Source organism: Acidovorax sp. 56, from assembly GCF_002749705.1.
In the GTDB taxonomy this organism is placed as follows: domain Bacteria; phylum Pseudomonadota; class Gammaproteobacteria; order Burkholderiales; family Burkholderiaceae_C; genus Acidovorax.
On record NZ_PEEV01000001.1, the window covers coordinates 2,240,323 to 2,258,267 of the forward strand.

Consider the following 17,945-nt stretch of genomic DNA (forward strand, 5'->3'; position numbering starts at 1 on the left):
CTGGAAAAATAGGAGACGGGGGCACAGCTCATGGGGGAGAGTCCATTGATCATGGGATCAAGCAGTGGAAGCAGGACGCGCAGCCACGCCTTGCTCCCAGAAAGGGAAAAAGTTAAACCAGTCGTAGGGCGCCTTGCACAGCATGCGCTCGAGCTGCTGGGCGTAGAGGGATGCGTACTCGGCAATGGCCTGCTCGCGCCGGGCCCGCGGTAGCTGCACGCGGTCGGCCAGCAGCACAAACTCCACGGCATAGCCCTCGCCTTCGTGCACGCAGCCCATGAAGTAGAGCGGGCATTCAAGCACAGCCGCCAGGATGTAAGGACCACAAGGGAAAGGCGCCTCATGCCCCAGGAACGGTGCGTGCGTGACACGGCTCTCGTGTACAGGAACACGGTCGCCCGCAATGGCAATGAGCTCGCCACGCGCCACGCGCTCGGCCAGCATGATGGCGGTGGCCGCGCTGAATTCAGTGACCTGCAACAATTGCACTCCGCTGTCCGGCGCCAGGCGCTGCATCAGCCGATTGAAGCGCTGGGCATGGGCCGTGTGCACCAGAACGTTGAGCCGCAGCCCCTCACGCCGTTCAGCCATGGCGCGGCACAGCTCAATGCAGCCCATGTGCGCAGTGACCACCACCGCCCCTCGCCCCTGCGCCAGCAGAGCATCGAGCGGCTCACCCCCAACGAAAGCCACGCGCTCGAACCGGTAACGCCCGGTGAGCGCCAGCAGCTTGTCTAAAATCACCTGCGCAAACACCCGAAAGTGCTGCAGACTCTGCCGCCAGCCCGGCACCGCAGGCCACAAGCCATGGGCCGCCTGCATGCGCTGCAGATACTGCAAGGAGGCGCGGCGTGCTATCGGCTTGGCCAGCCAGTAGTACGCCACAACAGGGTACAAACAGGCCAGGAACGGCCAGCGACCCAGAAACCGGTGCACCTGGTACAGCAGCCACATGCCAGCCACAAAGGTGCTTTCCCCCAAATGCGCCCAGTGCGGCACATCTTGCGAGGTGACATCCGGCGTCGTGGCTTGGGCCCGAGGTGCGCGTGCCGTCATGCCACCGACCTGCGACGGGCACGCCCCAACAGCTTGCGTGCGAGTAAAACAGGGCTGCGCAGCAGCATCCCGCCAAACAAGCGGGTGTGCATGCCCGAGATGAGCACGTTGTCGCGCCACACGCGAAAGTGCGACAACCCATCCTGCGGGTACGTCACAGCCGTGCGCTGCGTGATGAAAGGCACACCCTTCCAGTGCATGCGGACAAGGATCTCCGTATCGAACTCCATGTGCTTGCCAATGCGGGCGCCGTCCATCACGCCAATCGCGTCGCGAAGCGGGTAGACACGAAAGCCGCACATCGAATCTTCGATGTCCAGCGACAAGGTGTTGATCCACACCCACACATGGGTGGCATAGCGGCCATACAGGCGTGCTTTGGGCACGCTGGCGTCATAGCGTGGCGCACCACACACCATGGCGTCAGGCTGGGCTCGGGCCAACGCAATGAATGCGGGGATGTCGGCTACGGCGTGCTGCCCATCAGCGTCGATCTGCAGCACATGGCTGTAGCCAGCTGCCAGCGCATGGCGCATCCCCGTCATCACGGCGCCCCCTTTGCCCTGGTTGTGCACCAGTCGCAGCACCGTGACCAAGGCCCCATGCTGCACACCCAGCGCGTCCAATACCGCAGCACAGCCGGGCTCGGAGCCGTCGTCCACCAGGATGCAGTGCAGGCCAGCGTCCAGCACGCCCTGCACCATGCGGCCAATGGTGGTGGGGTGGTTGTAGACCGGGATGATGGCCACCGGGTTGAACCTGGGCACGGTCATTTCTGCACCCCGTGTACCAGTCGCCCGCTGGCATGCGATCCGCGCTCAGACGTCAAGGCAAACTGCAAGCTCCCTTTGTCAGCCCCCCATTGCAATTGGACCTGCACGGTGTCACCGGGCAGGATGGGTTGCTGGAACTTGACCACCTCGGCCCGCAAAAAAGCCGAAGGGATGCCAAAAGCCTGCATGCCCAGCGCCACAACCCAGTGCAGTTGCGCCACGCCTGGCACGATGGGGGCGCCAGGAAAATGTCCGTCCAGCACGCGCAGTTGCGCATCCACCCGCAAACTGGCCGTCGCCTGGTGCGCACTGCGCTGCAGCCATTGGGGCGGCGGCATCAGCGGGCGAAACAGCTCCAGCAAGTCATGCTGCGTGGTCTTGCCTTGCGCGTTTTGCGGTAGACGTGCCACGTAGCGCCAGCTGCGCGGCAGCGCCACGCGGTCCACACAGGGCTCGAGCAAGCTGCGCAGCGCAGCGCCCATCTGCCTGCGCCCCTGCTGCTGCAGGACCAGCCAGCCCGCGTCATTGAGCTCCAGCACCATGCCCACACGGGCTGCAGAGTGAGGCAACTCAAGCACCACCGCTTTGACTGCGGTCGCCCATCCACTGGCCAACAGAGCGTTTTCCATGGCCGTCAGGGAAATGCGCTTCTCCGCGATCTTCACGATCCGGTCAGCCCGACCCTGTAGCACAAAGCCTGTACCCCCATCCTGCGGCAGGGCGCGGTCGGCAGTCTCCCACCACACCGCTGCATCGGGTAAGTGGCCCGAGCGCACGAAGAGGCAGCCACTGTCGGCCAGGCGCACCTGGACGCCCGGCAGGGGCTGCCAGGCATCGCCCTGCTCAGCCCTGCGCCGCCAGGCAATGCCGCCGGTCTCAGAGCTACCAAACACCTCGGTGGGCGAGTGCCCGAGCAAGGCCAGGCTCTGCGCTGACGCATCGGGAGGCAAAGGGCCGCCCGACGAAAAAATGCCACGCAGCCCTTGCGACGCGGCCGCCCAGTCCAGATGGTCCGGCAGGCGACTGAGCATGGCCGGGCTCGAAATCAGCAACGCAGGCCCAGGCACGGACAGCTGCGCCACCAGTTCTTCGGGGTAGCGCAAGAAGTCAGTGCCCAGCAGACGGCCTGCGGCCAGCGGCCACAGCACACGGAACAACAAGCCATAGATGTGCTGGTGCGACACCGTGGCCAGCGTGCGCAGGCCGGGCGCATCGGCCAGGGCGCCAAACACGGCCTGCAGGGCATGCACTTCGGCATCCAGCTGAGAGAGGTGCTTTGCAATGCGCTCAGGGGCGCCTGTAGAGCCAGAAGTGAACATCACCACCCGCGCATCACGCAACGACAGAGGCTGCAGCACCACGGCTGCGGCGCCAGCGCCGTCCGGCAGCACAGCGTCCGGCAGCAGGCCCGCACACGCCTGCACCTGGGGCAGCAGGTGTGCCAAGGTGTGTGGTTGCAGGTCGCTGGCGAGCACTGGCGTCTTGCCCGCGTGCCAGGCGCCCCACAGCGATGCCGCAAAGGACAGTGGGTCGTCAAAATACAGGCCCACCTCGGTGCCCGGCACCTTCTGGAAGGCTGCGCACCAGGCCTGCACGCTGTGCAGCCAGTCTGCATGCGATACCGTGCGCCCACCCACGGTCGCCACCGCATGCATGGCCGCACGCGACTGCGGCAGTGCCACTTCGGACAATGCTGAGAAAGTATTCACCTTTGCTCGATTCCTGGATTCTTGGAGTTGTTGGAACAGGGAAAGCAGTTTTTCTGGATCAGGCCATGGCTTCGCGGCGCCTCACCCATTGCCGTATGCACCACTCAGTGCCCATCAGGCAGCCCATCAATATGTAGGCGATGAGACCGTTGTACAGGGCCCAGGTGGCGTCGCTGCTGAAGGTGGCGGTATAGGCAGCGGCGGCGCCGTTAAGCACAAAGAACACACACCACACCACCGTCACCTTGCGCGTGTAGCGCACGCCCGAGGGCGAAAGGCCAGGTTCGGTGAGCCGGGCCAGTCGCTCCACCACGGTGGGCGGGTGGCGCAGGCTGAACGTGAAAACCACCAGCAGCACGGCGTTGACCAGCACCGGGTAGAGCTTGACGGCCAGCGCATCGCCCTGCCACCAGGCAGCCAGGGCCAGCACCGCAGCCCCCAAGGCTACTGCCCACCAAAAGCGCTGGCGCGTGACCACCGCGCGCAGCACAGCCAGCAGCATCAGCAGCACGGCCAGCCATTGCGGGGCCACACGGCCCATGGCCAGGTATACGCCCAGGGGGTACAACACCGTCAACACCACCAGCACGGCGGTCACCAGCTTGTGCATGGCGCGCAAGTCGTGGTCGCGTTCAGGCTGCGGGCGCGGGCTCGTTCACCAATTGGTGCAAAGCGTCCACCACGTCCTGCACTGTGCGCACAGCCTTGAAGGCATCGGCATTCAAGCGCTTGCCCACCCAGGGCTTGAGCTGGACGATCAAATCCACAGCGTCGATGCTATCGATGTCCAGATCGTCGTACAGGCGGGCGTCCGGGGTGATGCGGCTGGCGTCTATCTCGAAAGTCTCTTGCAAGATAGAGGCGATGCGCTCATAAATGGCTTCTTTGTTCATATGCAGTAACCGTGAAAACTGTGGTGCTTGTCTCGCGCATACTGGGACTGGGCTACTGCGCGCGATGGGCTGCCACGAAGGCAGCCAGGGAACGGACGCTGCCAAAGTGCTGGCGTGTCTGCTCCGAATCGGCGGACAGGCTCAGCCCGTAGCGCTTTTGCAATGCCAGCCCCAACTCCAGGGCATCGATGGAATCCAGCCCCAGGCCCTCCACAAACAGAGGTGCCACAGGGTCAATGTCGTCTGGGGTGATGTCTTCCAGCGCCAGGGACGAAATGATGATCTCTTTGATCTCTTGCTCAAGTTGAGGCACAGGCTGATCTCTTAAAAAGTTGTTCTGACAAATGCTCAGTCACATGGCGTGCCGCCAATGCTTCGCTGGCAGACGATGCACAAAAATCGTGAATCTCAATATCTTCACGGACCTCGATCGTGAAATGGGGTTTGCGTGCGGGCACTTTCCACCATGGCGTTCCTTTGGTCAGCATCGGCAAGCTGCTGTGGATGTGCACAGGCGTGATGTCCACACGCCCCTTCACCGCCACATGGGCTGCGCCACGTTGCAGCTTGACGGGGCCACTCAGCGGCGTGCGCGTGCCCTCCGGAAATACGATGAGGTTGTTGCCAGCCTTGAGTGACCGCACACAGTCTTCCAGCAAACCCGCACCATCGCCATTGGTGATGAAACCGGCCGCACGGATGGGGCCGCGCGTGAAGGGGTTGCGCGACAACTGCGCTTTGACGATGCAATCGGCATGGCGCACAAAGGAGATCAGAAACACCACGTCAATCAGCGATGGGTGATTGGCGAGGATCAACAGTCCGCGCCGCTTCAAGCGATCCAGGCCATGCACCTCATAGGAGATAACACCGACCCCATTCATCAAGGCCACAAACCAGCGAAAGCAGAAATGGATGATGGTTTGCGACCACTGCTGCTGGCGCGCTGGCGCACGTACCACCACGGTGAGCAGCGGGCACACCACGCAGTGCAAAACCAGCCCGCCCAATCCAAAAACAGAAAAGCAAAACCCCGTGGCCACTATGCGCCACACCCTATTGATCGATTCAAGCATGCACACGCTCCCAAAGCCACTGACCCGCTGCATGAGAGCAGACCATGTTTTTGCGATGGGCTTGCAACAAAAAATGAAGGACATCCAACCCGTGCGGTAGCGCAGCAGCAGAACTATCGCGCTCAAAACTGCCACCAGCGTCCAAAGCCTGGAGCGCAAACCCTTCGCAGCCCGCGCGCAAGGGCTCCAGCAATAACGCCCACGCATAGTCAGCCACGGGCTCATCATGAAAAGCTGCGTATTCGCTGGCGAGAGGCTGGTCATAACAGACCAACATCACCTCGCGCCCCTCTTCTTGCAGCAGGCTCACCGCCTCCACCACCCCGGCCTCAGGGGCGCAATGCGATGAAGCCACGCACACGGCGTTGGCACGCACACCCCGCAAAATGGAATACTGCGCCCCCACGCCGTTGTGCACAGACAGCCCAAAGGCGGTCGGAGACAAAGGCTCTTGCTGGGCCTGGCTCTTGAGCAGGGCGATCATTTTTTCAGCATCACCATAACGCGAAGCCCAGACCATGGGGATATCCACCCCTTGGCCTGAAGGCAATACCGCATCGGCGACAGAAACCGCCATCTTGGCCAACAGGCCCAGACGGCGGCGCGACATAGGCGGGACATGGGCCAAATCGACCTCGGCCACACCCACCGGGCAGGCAGGGGCCTGTGCCCACTGCAACCATTGCGCTTGATTTTGCAGGCCAGGTGCTACGGCAGCCCACGCCTTGATGGCGAACACTGCTCGCACGGCTTTCCCTCAATCCACTCACTTGTTATCCAGGGATTGTCGCAGAAAGCCCCTTCGGCCTCTGGGTAAAACCCGACACTTGGGCTGGCCGACCACACAAGAGGCACTGTAGCCTCCTGCCACGGCCCGGGTTATCCGGAGACCGTGACGGGCTCACTGCGGGCAAGGTGCGCCGCCTTGGATCGCCCCGCCGTCATGGCACTGCCCATCGATGCCGCAACAATGCACCCGATGGCCAGCCACTGGATGGCGCTCAACTGCTCACCCAGCAGCGGCAGCGCCAGCAGCGCAGCCACGGCGGGCTCCATGCTGATCATGATGCCAAAGGCCTCTTTGGGCAGGCGCTTCAAAGCCATCATTTCCAGCGAGATGGGAATGGCGCTGGAGATGGCCGCCACCCCCAAGCCCACCAGCAGCACCGAGGGGGACAGCAGCGCAGCGCCTGCATGCGCCACGCCCACGGGCACCACTACCATCGCTGCCACCAGCAGGCCCAGCGATACCGACTGCCCCGCGTGCAAATGCCCGGCCCGCTTGCCGTAGATGATGTACAGCGCCCAGAACACGGCAGCGCCCACCGAATACATCACCCCCACCGGGTCCAACGTGCTGCCGCTGAGCCCCAAAGGCAGGAGCAAGCCCAGGCCCACCATGGCCAGTGCCACCCACACAAAGTCCACAGCGCGGCGCGATGACCAGATGGCCACGGCCAGCGGCCCGGCAAACTCGATGGCCACGGCCAAGCCAAATGGCAGAGTCTGGATGGACATGTAGAACATGAGGTTCATGGCGCCCAGCGCAGCGCCATACAGGGCCACGGCCTTGGCATCGGCCCGCGACAGGCGCCAGCGCCAGGGGCGCCACAGCAGCAGCATCAACACCGCCGACAGGCCCACCCGCACTGCCGTGGTGCCCTGCGCGCCCACGGCCGGAAACAACACCTGCTTGGCCCACGAAGTGCCAAGCCCCAAGGCAGTGACGGAGCCCAGCACCGCAAGGAAGGGAAAGAAACGTTGAAGACGGGATGCAGTCATGCGCAAAAATGTAGTGCGTATGGCGCGTGCTTTTGGCTCTGTTTTGGGGCCTTGAACGCAACTTTCGCTCACTCCAGGGGCCTTGCATGACCACCAACGCTGCACTTGACCGCTTTGACCTTGCCATCCTCAACATCCTGCAGTCCGACAACACCACGCCCCAACGCGTGATAGCGCAGGCCGTGAACCTGTCGGCGCCCGCCGTGCAGCGGCGCATCCAGCGCCTGAAAGACAACGGCGTGATCCGCGCCAACGTGGCGGTGCTGGACCCGGTGAAGGTCGGCAAGCCACTGACCATCGTGCTGGAAGTGCACCTGGAAAACGAGCGCCCCGACCGCACCGCCCCGCTGCGCGAGCGCATTGCCGCCGAAGAGGCCGTGCAGCAGTGCTACAGCGTGACCGGTGAGGCCGACTACCTGCTGGTGGTGAACGTGGCCTCGATGGCCGACTACGAGGCGCTGACGCAGCGCCTGTTTGAGGGCGACGACAACGTGCGGCGGTTTCGGACCTCGGTGGCGCTAGGGTGCCTGAAAGCGGGGCTGCATGTGGCGCTGGAGACAACGCCCGCTACGCCCGTAGGTCGGGTTAGCGCAGCGTAACCCGACACCCTCCTTACGCCCCACACCACCCCATGCAATACCGCCGCGCCTTCACCCCGGGCGCCACCTATTTCTTCACCGTCGTCACCCACCAGCGCCGCCCCCTGCTGCAATCCGAAGCCGCCGTCGAAACCCTACGCGCCGCCTTGCGCACGGTGCGCGCATCGCGCCCTTTCTCCATAGATGCCATGGTGGTGCTGCCTGACCATGTGCATTGCCTCTGGACACTGCCGCCAGACGATGCAGACTTTGCCACCCGCTGGCGGCTCATCAAGACCTGGTTCACCAAACATGGTCCTGTGCATCAACGCGGCACAAAGGATGCCGCCCGCGCCGCCAAGCAGGAGCAGGCCGTGTGGCAACACCGCTATTGGGAGCACCGGGTTCGCGACGAAGACGACTACGCCCGCCATGTGGATTACATCCACTACAACCCGGTGAAGCACGGCTGGGCTAAGTCAGCGTCGGAGTGGCCGTATTCGAGCTTTCGGCGCTTTGTGACGGCGGGGATTTACCCAGCCGACTGGGGGCAAGTGGAGCCGGATCTGGAGGGGGTCGGGCGGGAGTAAGGGGCATGCGTCGGGTTACGCCTTGCAGGCTAACCCGACCTACGGGTAACTACAGTGCCTCATCGTAGGTCGGGTTAGCGCAGCGTAACCCGACAAAGCACCGCACCTACACCCCCAACATCATCCGCATCTCCGCACCAGACAGGCGCAACCTCGGCCCGCTCAGCAACGCGCACATCCGCGCACTCAACGGCGCCGCCATGCCCTGCTGGGCAGCCAACCGCACCACGGCGCCGCACAGGGCGTCGATTTCTGTCACCCGCCCGGCCTCCAGGTCGTCCCACATGGATGAGCGGGCGGTGGCGTCGATCTGCAGCATGCGCCGGGCCACCCGGGTGAACAGCCAATTGGGCAGGCGCAGCACGTGGGGCAACAGGGTGGGCGACACGGCCGTGAGCTGGGCGGGGGCGATGCCTGCCTGGGCCATCACGCCCAAGGCCTCGGTTTGCAGGGCGGCCAAAACGCGGCGGCAGTGGCGGTCAAGCAGTTCCTCGCGCAAGGGCAGGTTGGACAGCGCATTGACCGGGTTGTTCAGGTTGAGCAGCAGCTTGCCCCACTGCACGGCGCGGATGTCGGGCGGCAGTTCGGTGGCCAGGCCTGCGGCGTTGAAGACTGGGGCGATGCGCTCGGTGATGGCGTCGCACTGCCACTGCATGGGGCCTGCGGTGGCGCGGTGCACATGGGCCCCGCGCAGCACCACGTTGTAGGGCACCATGCCTGCCAGCACCGTCAAACCCGGCGCCAGGGCGGCAATGCGGGCCACGTTGTCCACGCCGTTTTGCAGCGAGATGACGGGGGTGCCTGGTGCGCAAGCCGCCGCCAGTTCGCGCGCGGCAGATGCCGTGGCGCCGCTTTTGACGCACAGCAGGATGACACTGTCGGCCCCGGGCGAGGCATCAGCCAGCGTGTGCACCCGCGCCAAAGCGGCTGCGGGCACCTGGCGGTCAAAGCCGTCGAGGTCGCTCACCCGCAGGCCGTGCGCCTGCAGCGGCGCCAGCGCGTGGGGGCGCCCCACCAGGCAGACGGATTGGCCGTGGGCCGCCAGGCGCCCGCCCACATAGCAACCAATGGCGCCTGCGCCCAGAACGATGAAGTGCATGGTGTGAGACTTACCTGAAATACTGCGGGGCCTGCGTGCCGTGCAAGGCCCTGGTGGACGCGGTGTGGGCATTGTGCGGGCCCAGCCAGGCGCCGTCTGGCGCCCAGGCGACGCTGGGCCGTCGCAGCAGATCCATTTCAGGTTTCTAGGTTTTTTGGCACCCAGCGCTTATCCATCCAGCGCAAGAAGCTATCTATTTGATAGCAAATTGCACCGCCACCATCAGCCCACCCAAACGCTCGGACGCACCCAGCGCCACCGTGGCGCCGTGCCTTTGGGCGATGGCCTGCACGATGGCCAGGCCCAGGCCGCTGCCGGGGGCGCTGTCCGGGGTACTGTCAGCCGTCACGCGCACAAAGCGCTGCATGGCGCGCTCGCGGTGCTCGGGCGCAATGCCGGGGCCGCTGTCTTCCACCGTCAGCACGATATGACCGCCCTCTGCACGCACCTGCACATCCACCTGGCCGCCCGGCGGCGTGTATTTGATGGCGTTGTCGAGCAGGTTGCGCACCAGCATGCGCAGCGCCTCGGCGTTGCCGGGCAGCGGGGCGGCGTCTGACTCGAGCAGGCCCACGTCCATGCCGCGCGCCTGGGCGGCAGGGGCCACGTCGGCCAGTGCCAGTTGCGCCACCGCACGCAGGTCCACGGGCTCTGCGGGGGCGGTGCCAGATTCTTGGCGGGCCAGGGTCAGCAGTTGCTCCACCAGCCGGGTCGCCCGGTCAATGCCTGCGGACAGGCGCTCGGCGGCAGCGGAGCGAGCAGCATCGTCACCCGCACGCTGCAGGCCTTGCAGTTGCAGGCGCAGCGCGGCCAGGGGCGATCGCAGCTCGTGCGCGGCATCGGCCACAAAGTGCTGCTGTGCCTCAAAGGCGCGCTGCACGCGCTCGAACAGCAAATTCAGCTCGCCCACCAGCGGCTGCACTTCATCGGGCAGGGCAGCGTCGTTCACGGGCGAGAGGTCGTCGGCCTGCCGCCGAGCGAGCTGGCGGCGCACACGCTCCACCGGGGCCAGAGACCGGCTCACGCCCCACCACACGGCCAGCACCAGCAGCGGCGCCATGATGGCCAGGGGCGCCAGCGTGCGCAGCGCCAGGCTGCGGGCCATGCCCTGGCGCGCGGCCATGTTCTGCGCCACCTGGATGACCTGCGAGCGCGTCTGCATCGAAAACACGCGGTAGGTGCCGCCCCGCGCCTTCACATCGGTAAAGCCCAGCACCGCGATTTGCGGCAGCGCCGCGCCCACGGCCGATTCAAAAATGCGCAGGCCCTCGTTGGTCCACACCTGCACGACGAATTCGTGGTTCTCGTCCTCCGGGTCCAGCCCCGGGCCCAGGCCTTGCGCATCCACCGGCAGGCCCGAGCGCAGGGCCAGCGCGGTTTGCTGCATGTGGTAGTCGAACAGCGCATCGGCCTCGGCCAGCGCCGCCCGGTAGGCCAGCGCCCCCTGCACCGCCCCGGCCAACACGATGGCCGCGAGCAGGAACACCAGCAGCTGCATGCGCAATGAGCGGGGGAGCATGGACTGCAGCGCGCTGCGCCAGGGAGTGGTTTGCACGTTCGTCATCTCAATCCACCCCTCCATCTGCGTGTTGCCCCGTCGCATGCCCAGGGCGTGGGATTGCGCGGGGGACAGCCAGCAAGGGCCGCCCCGCAGCAAAGGCTGTCGTCCCCTTGGGGGGATGCGGCGAAGCCGCTCAGGGGGGTCATGCCTTCGGTACCAGATAGCCGACGCTGCGCACATTCAGCACCAGCTCGGCCCCCAGCTTTTTGCGCAGGCCGTGGATGTAGACCTCCACCGCGTTGCTGCTGACCTCGTCGCCCCAGCCATAGAGCTTGTCTTCGAGCTGCTGGCGCGACAGCACCATGCCGGGGCGGGCGATGAGTGGCTCCAGCACCGCCCATTCGCGGCCCGACAGCACCACGGGTGCGCCCTGCACGGTCACCTCGCGGGTGGCGGGGTTGATGCACACGCCCTGGTGCTCGTACACCGGCTCGGCCCGGCCCGCCGCGCGGCGCAGCAGGGCGCGGATGCGGGCGAGCAGCTCGTCCAGGTCGTAGGGCTTGAGCACGTAGTCGTCAGCCCCGGCGTCCAGCCCCTCGATGCGTTGGGCCACGGCGTCGCGGGCGGTAGCCACCAGCACAGGGGTGCGGATTTTGCGGGCGCGCAGGTCACGCAGCACCGCCAGGCCGTCGCGCTTGGGCAGGCCCAGGTCCAGCATGACCAGGTCATAGGCCTGGGTGCGCAAGGCGGTGTCGGCGGCGTCGCCATCGCGCGCCCAGTCCACCGCGTACTGTTCGGCACGCAGCAGGTCTTGCACGGCTTCGCCGATCATGGGGTCGTCTTCAACGAGTAGCAGTCGCATGGTAGGCAAGCATAGCGAATGGTGGGGTGCCGAGGCTGTTCCCCGGCTTCGACAGGCTCAGCCCGAACGGGCAGGAGAGTGACGGGGGCTGGAAACACGGCACCTGGCATTCAGCTGATCGATTCAGCCAATCTATTCACCCCAATCCGTTCACACTGAGCTTATCGAAGTGGCGCCGTAACCAGTTCCCAGCTTCAACAGGCTCAACCCGAGCGGGTCGGGGTCAAGGCAGATTGCACGGCCCCGCCCTCTTTGCCGCTTACCCCAGCCGCACCGGCACAAAGATCTTGTCGCCGTCGCGCTCAATGAGCAGCGCCACCGACTTGCCCGCCTTGGCCATGGCGGCGCGCACCTGGGCGATGTCTTTGACTGCGGCACCGTTGATCGCCAGCAGCACATCGCCCGGCTGCACACCGGCGGCGGCGGCAGGGCCACGGGCTTGCTCGATCACCAGGCCGTCCACGCCGCCCCCATCGCCCAGGCTCCGGCGCTCTTGCGGGTCCAGCGGGCGCAGCGCCAAGCCCAGTTGGCCTTTGCCCACGGCGTCTTCGGCGTTGGCCTGCTTTTTGGTCTTGTCGCTGGCATCGCCCAGGGTGGCGGTCAGCTCCACCGGCTTGCCTTTGCGCCACACCGACAAGCGGGCCTGCTGGCCGGGCTGGGCCTGCCCCACCCAGGCGGGCAGGTCGCCCGAGGCCACGATGGGCTGGCCGTCCACCTGGCGGATCACATCGCCCGGCTCCAGCCCAGCCTTGTCGGCCGCGCTGCCTTTGCTGACGCTGGCCACCAGCGCGCCCTCAGGCTTGTCGAGCCCAAACGATTCGGCAAACGCCTGGTTCACCTCTTGCACGGCCACGCCCAGTTGCGCGTGGCGCACCTTGCCAGTGGCAACGATCTGGTCTTTGATCTTGGCGGCCAGCTCGATGGGGATGGAGAACGACACGCCCTGGTAGCCGCCCGAGCGGCTGTAGATCTGCGAGTTGATGCCCACCACCTCACCGCGCGAATTGAACAGCGGGCCGCCCGAGTTGCCGGGGTTCACCGCCACGTCGGTCTGGATGAAAGGTACTAGGCTGTCGTCTGGCAGCGAGCGACCCTTGGCGCTGACCACGCCCGCCGTCACGCTGTTTTCAAAGCCGAAGGGCGAGCCGATGGCCAGCACCCATTCGCCCACCTGCAAATCCCGCGTGCTGCCCAGGCGCACGGTGGGCAGGTCCTTGGCGTCGATCTTGAGCACGGCCACATCGGTCTTGGGGTCTGAGCCCAGCACCTTGGCGCGGAACTCGCGCCGGTCGGTGAGTTTGACGATGACCTCGCTGGCGCCCTTGACCACATGGGCGTTGGTCAGCACCAGCCCGTCGGCGCTGACGATGAAGCCCGAACCCTGGCCGTGCGTGGGCACATTGCGCTGGCCCTGCGCACCCGCGCCCGGAATGCCGAATTGGCGGAAGAATTCGTAGAACGGATCGTTCGGATCCAACTGGGGACCCCGGCGCGATGCGGGCTGGCCGTCGTCGTCATCGTCTTCGGCCAGGGCGGTTTTGGTGGAGCCCGTCACGCTGATGTTGACCACGGCGGGCCCGTTTTGCGCGGTGATTTGCGCAAAGCTGGGCAATGCGACGCCGCTGGCCGGTGCGGCTTGCAGGGCTGCGGGGGCGGTGATGGCTGGCGTGCTGGCCTGCGCCCGGTACCCCATGAGGAGCCCCGCGCCCGTGCCGCCCAGAGCCCCGGCGGCCACCAGGGCCAGGATGAGTCGGCGGGGTGTGCTTGCGATGGAGTTCATGGTCTGCCTTTCCTATCAGGGTTGCGATGGAAGGCAGTGTGGGCAGGGACACTTAGACGAAACTTAGGCGGCGAGGGCGTGCTCTGCGCCCGGTCTAGCAAGAGCCAAGCACTCCTATTTTTATAGCTGCTAGCGCTTATTCATCAAGCGCTAGAGGCCAAAAAGACTGAAAAACTCGGTCTCTACAAGCCGCTGAGGCAGCCCATCACCCCGTGAACCGGTAGACGATGGCGCCCCGCACCACATCGCCCGGCAACCACCACTGCACCGGGAAGGCGGGGTGGTTGGGCGCGTTGGGGTATTCCATGGGCTCCAGGCAAATGCCGTCGCCCGGCTGCCACAGCCAGTTGCCCTGCCCTGGCCCACGCCCCAAGTCGCGGGCCGGGTCGGCCTTGAGGCCGTGGCCTGCATACACCTGCACACCGGGGGCCGTGCTCCAGACCTGCAGGGCCCGGCCCGAGGCGGGGTCGGCCAGCTGCGCGGCCAGGCGCAGCCCAGGGGTGGCAGCGGGGGGGAAGGAGACTGGGGAGGCATCGTCCAGCACCAGGTAGTGGTCCAGCCCGCCCGCCCGCGCCAGTTGCTCGTGGGGCAGCGCGGTGGCATCGGCCACACTGCGGGGCTGGCGAAAATCGAACGGCGTGGCCTGCACCGATTCGAGGGTGCCCGTGGGGCACACATCGGGCGCCAGCGGCACATATCGGCTGGCCGGGATCTGCAGCGTGTGGCCCAGGGTGCTACCCGCGCCCGCCAGGTTGAAGAAGGCGTGGCCCGTGGGGTTGAACACCGTGGGGGCATCGGCCACTTCGGCCATCCAGTCCATGTGCAGCGCGTTGTCGGGGGTGATCTGCAGGTGCAGCGTCAGGCGCACGGTGCCGGGCACGGCGTCGTCTTCGGTGCGGAAGGTGTGGGTCAGCACCATGGCATCGGGCTGCACTTCGGTGACGCCAAACACCTGAAAGCGGCTGCCCAGCGGGCCGCCATGGTGGTGGTGCGGGCCACTGTTGGTGGGCAACTGCAGGGTGCAGCCACCGGGCACATGCAGCTGCCCCGCGCGCAGGCGCCCCGCCCAGCGGCCAATGAAGGCGCCCATGGAGAGCTGTCCATCGAGGTAGCCCTGCAGGTTGTCGTAACCCAAGGCCACGTCCACCAGGCCGCCCTGCCCGTCTGGCACGGCCACTTGCACCAGGCGCGCGCCGTAGTTGCTCACCGCCACCTGCAGGCCACCCGCACCGCGCAGGGTGAACAGGTCGGTGCGCTGGCCGTGCAGCTCTTGTTGAAACGCGTCGCGTGAAAGTGTGTAAGCCATGTGCCAATTTTATTTGGCTGGCACAGAGGGTGTCTTAGGGGCCGGGGCATCGCGCGTCACGAGCCAGATGCCCGCACACACCAGCACCAGAGCGAGCAGGTTCTTCCACTCCAGCAGCGCCTCGCCCAAGAAGATGGCCGACAGCACCGCCCCAAACACCGGCACGGAAAAGTTGAACACGGTGACCTGGCTGACCCGGTTGTGCTTGAGCAGCAAGCTCCACAGCGAAAACGCGGCCGACGACAGCAGCGCCAAGTACACCAGCAGCAGGGTGGACTGCCAGGTGAAGCCGGTGAGCGAGCCCCCAAAGCCCCAGCCAATGGCCAGCAGCGCCGCACCGCCCAGGGCCAGTTGCCAGCCGGTCATGACCATCGAATCCATGCGCTGCGACACCTGCTTGCCGTAGATGCTGGCAGCGGCCAGCACCAGGGCGGCAATGACCACAAAGCCTTCGCCCAGCAGGGTGAAGTCCATGTCCAGCGTGCCGCGCCCCAGGTTGACCACCATCACCCCCGCAAAGCCCACGATGCAGCCCCAGATCTTGGCGTGGCTCAAACGGTCGTTGTGATAGATCCAGTGCGCCAGCAGCACGCTGAAAAACGTGCCCGTGGCGTTCATGATGGAGCCCTTGACCCCGGTGGTGTATGCCAGCCCCACGTAGAAGAAGACGTACTGCAGTGTGGTCTGCGCCAGCCCCAGCACCACCAGCTGGCGCGCGGCACCCGCACCCAGCCCCCACACCTGGCGGCGCGTGGCCAGTGCCAGGGCCAGCAGGGCCAGCCCCGCCCACAGAAAGCGCCAGCCCGCAAACACCAGTTTGGTGGGCACATCGTGGGCGGCAATGCCAAACCATTCATAGCCCGTCTTGATGGCCGGGTAGGAGCTGCCCCACAGCAGGCAGCACAGCAGCGCCAGGGCCACAACGGTTTTTCGGTCAGAAAAGCGGGAGATTCCCATGCAACGGTCTTTCATCCAAATGCGCTGCGCCAACCCGCCGCAGCAAAGAAAACAACAACACGAGGCCGCCCCAAGGAAAAAACGGGCGGGAGCGCTAGGCACCCGCCCGTTAAGGCCTTGCGGCTTCTCCTCAGCAAACTATCAGCCGGTCTTCAAGATCAGGTTGGGCAACCACATCGAGAACGAAGGCACGTAGGTGACCAGGCCCAGCGCCACGATGAGTGCGCCGTAGAAGGGCCAGATGGTCTTCATCACCGAGCCCACCGAGATGCCGCCAATGGTGCAACCGATGAACTGCGTGGTGCCTACGGGGGGCGTGTTCAGACCCAATGCGCAGTTGATCAGCATGACGATGCCGAACTGCTCGGTGGTCATGCCGAACTGCTGGCAGATGGGCAGGAAAATGGGCGTGCAGATCAGGATGGTGGCCGCCATGTCCAGGAAGGTACCCAGGATGAAAAGGATCACGTTCACGGACAGGAAAATCACCCACGGTGTGGTGCTGAAAGAGCGCAGTGCCTCGGCCGTCAACTCGGCCACGCCATACAGGCCAATCAGGTAGCCGAACATGGACGAGATGCCGATCAGCAGCAGCACGGTACCCGTGGTCTTGACGGCCTTGGAGGCGGCCTTGAGGAACTGTTCACGCGTCAGGCGGCGGTACACCACCGCCGACAGGAACAAGGCCCACACCACCGCCACCGAGGCCGACTCGGTGGCCGTGAAGGCCCCCGACAAAATGCCCGCAATGATGATGACCACCACGGCCAGGCCGGGCACCGACGCCTTGAACGAAATCCATACGATCGCCCAGCCAGGGAAGGTGCCAGCGGGGTAGCCGCGCTTGACGGCCACCAGGTAGGCTGCCAGCAGGTTACACACGGTGAGCAGCACAGCGGGCACGATGCCTGCCAGGATCAGCGCGGCAATGCTCACCTTGCCCCCTGCGGCCAGCGCAAAGATGATGAGGTTGTGCGAGGTGGGCATGAGCGCACCCACCAGCGAGGCGTGCGTGGTCACGTTCACCGCGTAGTCAGCGTGGTAGCCCTCTTTCTTCATCTGCGGGATGAGCACGGCGCCCATGGCCGACACGTCGGCCACTGGCGAGCCCGAGACACCGCCAAACAGAGTGCAAGCCAGCACATTACTCATGCCCAGGCCGCCGCGCACATGGCCGGCCACGCTCTTGGCAAAGTCCACGATCTTGTCGGCAATGCCGCCATACATCATGATTTCGCCCGCAAAGATGAAGAACGGGATGGCCAGGAACGAGAACGGGTTCATGCCCGAAATCATTTGCTGGAAGCCCACCGCCAGGGGCAGGCCCTCGTACAGGATGGTGGCCAGTGAGGACAGGCCAATCGAAAACGCCACGGGCACGCCCAGCAGCAACAGCAGCGTGAAGCTCACGCACAGAATGGTCAACGCCATGATGAAAGTCTCGGTGGGTGTCTGGGGAAAAAGGGCTCAGTGCCAGGCAGGCTCGACCTCGGTGCCGCGCACCAGGGCAATGATGTGTTCCAGCGAGAACAGCGCCACAAGCACACCGGCAAACGCGGGCGGTACGTACTTGAACGCCTCAGAGATGCCCAGGGTGGGGATCTTGTAGTCCATGACGGATTCGGCCAGCACGCCGCAATTCCAGGCCATCACCACGCCAAAGACGAGCACCAGCACGTGGATCAGGATTTCCATCTTCAGGCGCAGCCATTCGGGCGCCAGCACCAAAAAGGACTCCAGGCCGATGTGGCCTGCATCGCGCACACCCACGGCCATGCCCAGCATGGTGACGTACAGCACCAGCAGCACCGCGCCGCTTTCTGCCCAGGTGGGGGTGTCGTTGAAGATGTAGCGGCCAATGACCTGGTAGAGCACTGCAAACACCAGCAACACCATGCCAGCGACGCCGACCTTCAGGCAGGTGCGGGCAATGAAGGCGCACAGTCGCGTGTAGAGATTGAACATACGAGTGATTTCAAAAAT

At 65.2% G+C, this 17,945-nt stretch carries 19 protein-coding genes; 2 read left to right on the plus strand and 17 right to left on the minus strand.

What is annotated here, in order from left to right:
- Positions 1 to 57 precede the first annotated feature (57 nt).
- The 9 genes from CLU88_RS09900 to CLU88_RS09940 form a co-directional block, all read right to left on the minus strand.
- Entirely contained in the window at positions 58 to 1,056 is a 999-nt protein-coding gene (locus tag CLU88_RS09900) for an acyltransferase (RefSeq protein ID WP_099656447.1), read from the minus strand.
- A complete protein-coding gene (locus CLU88_RS09905) occupies positions 1,053 to 1,829 on the minus strand; it encodes a glycosyltransferase family 2 protein (protein WP_099656448.1) in 777 nt (258 codons plus the stop codon). The genes CLU88_RS09900 and CLU88_RS09905 overlap by 4 nt, the downstream gene beginning before the upstream one ends.
- Positions 1,826 to 3,538, minus strand: coding sequence for an AMP-binding protein (locus CLU88_RS09910; protein ID WP_099656449.1), 1,713 nt, complete (start codon positions 3,536 to 3,538; stop codon positions 1,826 to 1,828). The genes CLU88_RS09905 and CLU88_RS09910 overlap by 4 nt, the downstream gene beginning before the upstream one ends.
- 58 nt (positions 3,539 to 3,596) lie before the next feature.
- Positions 3,597 to 4,148: a hypothetical protein gene (locus CLU88_RS09915; protein WP_099656450.1), complete on the minus strand. Its 552-nt coding sequence runs from the start codon at positions 4,146 to 4,148 to the stop codon at positions 3,597 to 3,599.
- 22 nt (positions 4,149 to 4,170) lie between these two features.
- On the minus strand, positions 4,171 to 4,431 hold the full coding sequence (locus CLU88_RS09920; protein WP_099656451.1) for an acyl carrier protein: 261 nt from the start codon (positions 4,429 to 4,431) through the stop codon (positions 4,171 to 4,173).
- A gap of 52 nt (positions 4,432 to 4,483) precedes the next feature.
- Entirely contained in the window at positions 4,484 to 4,744 is a 261-nt protein-coding gene (locus tag CLU88_RS09925) for a phosphopantetheine-binding protein (RefSeq protein WP_099656452.1), read from the minus strand.
- A complete protein-coding gene (locus CLU88_RS09930; RefSeq protein ID WP_233205596.1) occupies positions 4,731 to 5,315 on the minus strand; it encodes a 1-acyl-sn-glycerol-3-phosphate acyltransferase in 585 nt (194 codons plus the stop codon). The genes CLU88_RS09925 and CLU88_RS09930 overlap by 14 nt, the downstream gene beginning before the upstream one ends.
- Positions 5,316 to 5,499: 184 nt before the next feature.
- The gene (locus CLU88_RS09935) at positions 5,500 to 6,255 is read right to left on the minus strand and encodes a beta-ketoacyl synthase chain length factor (protein ID WP_099656453.1); all 756 of its coding nucleotides are present in this window, start codon (positions 6,253 to 6,255) and stop codon (positions 5,500 to 5,502) included.
- Positions 6,256 to 6,386: 131 nt separating this feature from the next.
- Complete coding sequence (locus tag CLU88_RS09940; protein WP_099656454.1) at positions 6,387 to 7,289, minus strand: DMT family transporter; 903 nt, start codon at positions 7,287 to 7,289, stop codon at positions 6,387 to 6,389.
- 86 nt (positions 7,290 to 7,375) lie between these two features.
- Between CLU88_RS09940 and CLU88_RS09945 the strand changes: the two genes are divergently transcribed.
- Both CLU88_RS09945 and CLU88_RS09950 read left to right on the plus strand, forming a co-directional pair.
- Entirely contained in the window at positions 7,376 to 7,888 is a 513-nt protein-coding gene (locus CLU88_RS09945; protein WP_099656455.1) for an Lrp/AsnC family transcriptional regulator, read from the plus strand.
- A 32-nt stretch (positions 7,889 to 7,920) separates the two neighbouring features.
- On the plus strand, positions 7,921 to 8,457 hold the full coding sequence (locus tag CLU88_RS09950; protein ID WP_099656456.1) for a transposase: 537 nt from the start codon (positions 7,921 to 7,923) through the stop codon (positions 8,455 to 8,457).
- Between the two features lie 106 nt (positions 8,458 to 8,563).
- On the opposite strand, the gene CLU88_RS09955 is transcribed toward CLU88_RS09950, so the two are convergent.
- From CLU88_RS09955 to CLU88_RS09990, 8 genes are all read right to left on the minus strand, one after another.
- Positions 8,564 to 9,556: a 2-dehydropantoate 2-reductase gene (locus CLU88_RS09955; RefSeq protein WP_099656457.1), complete on the minus strand. Its 993-nt coding sequence runs from the start codon at positions 9,554 to 9,556 to the stop codon at positions 8,564 to 8,566.
- 193 nt (positions 9,557 to 9,749) lie between these two features.
- A complete protein-coding gene (locus CLU88_RS09960; RefSeq protein WP_099658772.1) occupies positions 9,750 to 11,120 on the minus strand; it encodes an ATP-binding protein in 1,371 nt (456 codons plus the stop codon).
- Between the two features lie 139 nt (positions 11,121 to 11,259).
- Entirely contained in the window at positions 11,260 to 11,919 is a 660-nt protein-coding gene (locus CLU88_RS09965) for a response regulator transcription factor (RefSeq protein ID WP_099656458.1), read from the minus strand.
- 259 nt (positions 11,920 to 12,178) lie between these two features.
- The gene (locus CLU88_RS09970; RefSeq protein WP_099656459.1) at positions 12,179 to 13,699 is read right to left on the minus strand and encodes a DegQ family serine endoprotease; all 1,521 of its coding nucleotides are present in this window, start codon (positions 13,697 to 13,699) and stop codon (positions 12,179 to 12,181) included.
- Positions 13,700 to 13,904: 205 nt separating this feature from the next.
- Complete coding sequence (locus tag CLU88_RS09975; protein ID WP_099656460.1) at positions 13,905 to 15,005, minus strand: aldose epimerase family protein; 1,101 nt, start codon at positions 15,003 to 15,005, stop codon at positions 13,905 to 13,907.
- 9 nt (positions 15,006 to 15,014) lie between these two features.
- Complete coding sequence (locus CLU88_RS09980; protein WP_099658773.1) at positions 15,015 to 15,962, minus strand: DMT family transporter; 948 nt, start codon at positions 15,960 to 15,962, stop codon at positions 15,015 to 15,017.
- 141 nt (positions 15,963 to 16,103) lie between these two features.
- A complete protein-coding gene (locus tag CLU88_RS09985) occupies positions 16,104 to 17,393 on the minus strand; it encodes a TRAP transporter large permease (RefSeq protein ID WP_099656461.1) in 1,290 nt (429 codons plus the stop codon).
- Positions 17,394 to 17,429: 36 nt separating this feature from the next.
- Complete coding sequence (locus CLU88_RS09990) at positions 17,430 to 17,927, minus strand: TRAP transporter small permease (RefSeq protein WP_099656462.1); 498 nt, start codon at positions 17,925 to 17,927, stop codon at positions 17,430 to 17,432.
- Between the last annotated feature and the right edge of the window lie 18 nt (positions 17,928 to 17,945).

What these genes read in the sequence shown, in the direction of transcription:
- CLU88_RS09900 (WP_099656447.1), bottom strand. Translation starts at nt 1,056, where the DNA reads ATGACGGCACGCGCACCTCGGGCCCAAGCCACGACGCCGGATGTCACC.
- CLU88_RS09905 (WP_099656448.1), bottom strand. Translation starts at nt 1,829, where the DNA reads ATGACCGTGCCCAGGTTCAACCCGGTGGCCATCATCCCGGTCTACAAC.
- CLU88_RS09915 (WP_099656450.1), bottom strand. Translation starts at nt 4,148, where the DNA reads ATGCACAAGCTGGTGACCGCCGTGCTGGTGGTGTTGACGGTGTTGTAC.
- CLU88_RS09920 (WP_099656451.1), bottom strand. Translation starts at nt 4,431, where the DNA reads ATGAACAAAGAAGCCATTTATGAGCGCATCGCCTCTATCTTGCAAGAG.
- CLU88_RS09930 (WP_233205596.1), bottom strand. Translation starts at nt 5,315, where the DNA reads ATGAATGGGGTCGGTGTTATCTCCTATGAGGTGCATGGCCTGGATCGC.
- CLU88_RS09940 (WP_099656454.1), bottom strand. Translation starts at nt 7,289, where the DNA reads ATGACTGCATCCCGTCTTCAACGTTTCTTTCCCTTCCTTGCGGTGCTG.
- CLU88_RS09945 (WP_099656455.1), top strand. Translation starts at nt 7,376, where the DNA reads ATGACCACCAACGCTGCACTTGACCGCTTTGACCTTGCCATCCTCAAC.
- CLU88_RS09950 (WP_099656456.1), top strand. Translation starts at nt 7,921, where the DNA reads ATGCAATACCGCCGCGCCTTCACCCCGGGCGCCACCTATTTCTTCACC.
- CLU88_RS09955 (WP_099656457.1), bottom strand. Translation starts at nt 9,556, where the DNA reads ATGCACTTCATCGTTCTGGGCGCAGGCGCCATTGGTTGCTATGTGGGC.
- CLU88_RS09960 (WP_099658772.1), bottom strand. Translation starts at nt 11,120, where the DNA reads ATGACGAACGTGCAAACCACTCCCTGGCGCAGCGCGCTGCAGTCCATG.
- CLU88_RS09965 (WP_099656458.1), bottom strand. Translation starts at nt 11,919, where the DNA reads ATGCGACTGCTACTCGTTGAAGACGACCCCATGATCGGCGAAGCCGTG.
- CLU88_RS09970 (WP_099656459.1), bottom strand. Translation starts at nt 13,699, where the DNA reads ATGAACTCCATCGCAAGCACACCCCGCCGACTCATCCTGGCCCTGGTG.
- CLU88_RS09975 (WP_099656460.1), bottom strand. Translation starts at nt 15,005, where the DNA reads ATGGCTTACACACTTTCACGCGACGCGTTTCAACAAGAGCTGCACGGC.
- CLU88_RS09980 (WP_099658773.1), bottom strand. Translation starts at nt 15,962, where the DNA reads ATGGGAATCTCCCGCTTTTCTGACCGAAAAACCGTTGTGGCCCTGGCG.
- CLU88_RS09985 (WP_099656461.1), bottom strand. Translation starts at nt 17,393, where the DNA reads ATGGCGTTGACCATTCTGTGCGTGAGCTTCACGCTGCTGTTGCTGCTG.
- CLU88_RS09990 (WP_099656462.1), bottom strand. Translation starts at nt 17,927, where the DNA reads ATGTTCAATCTCTACACGCGACTGTGCGCCTTCATTGCCCGCACCTGC.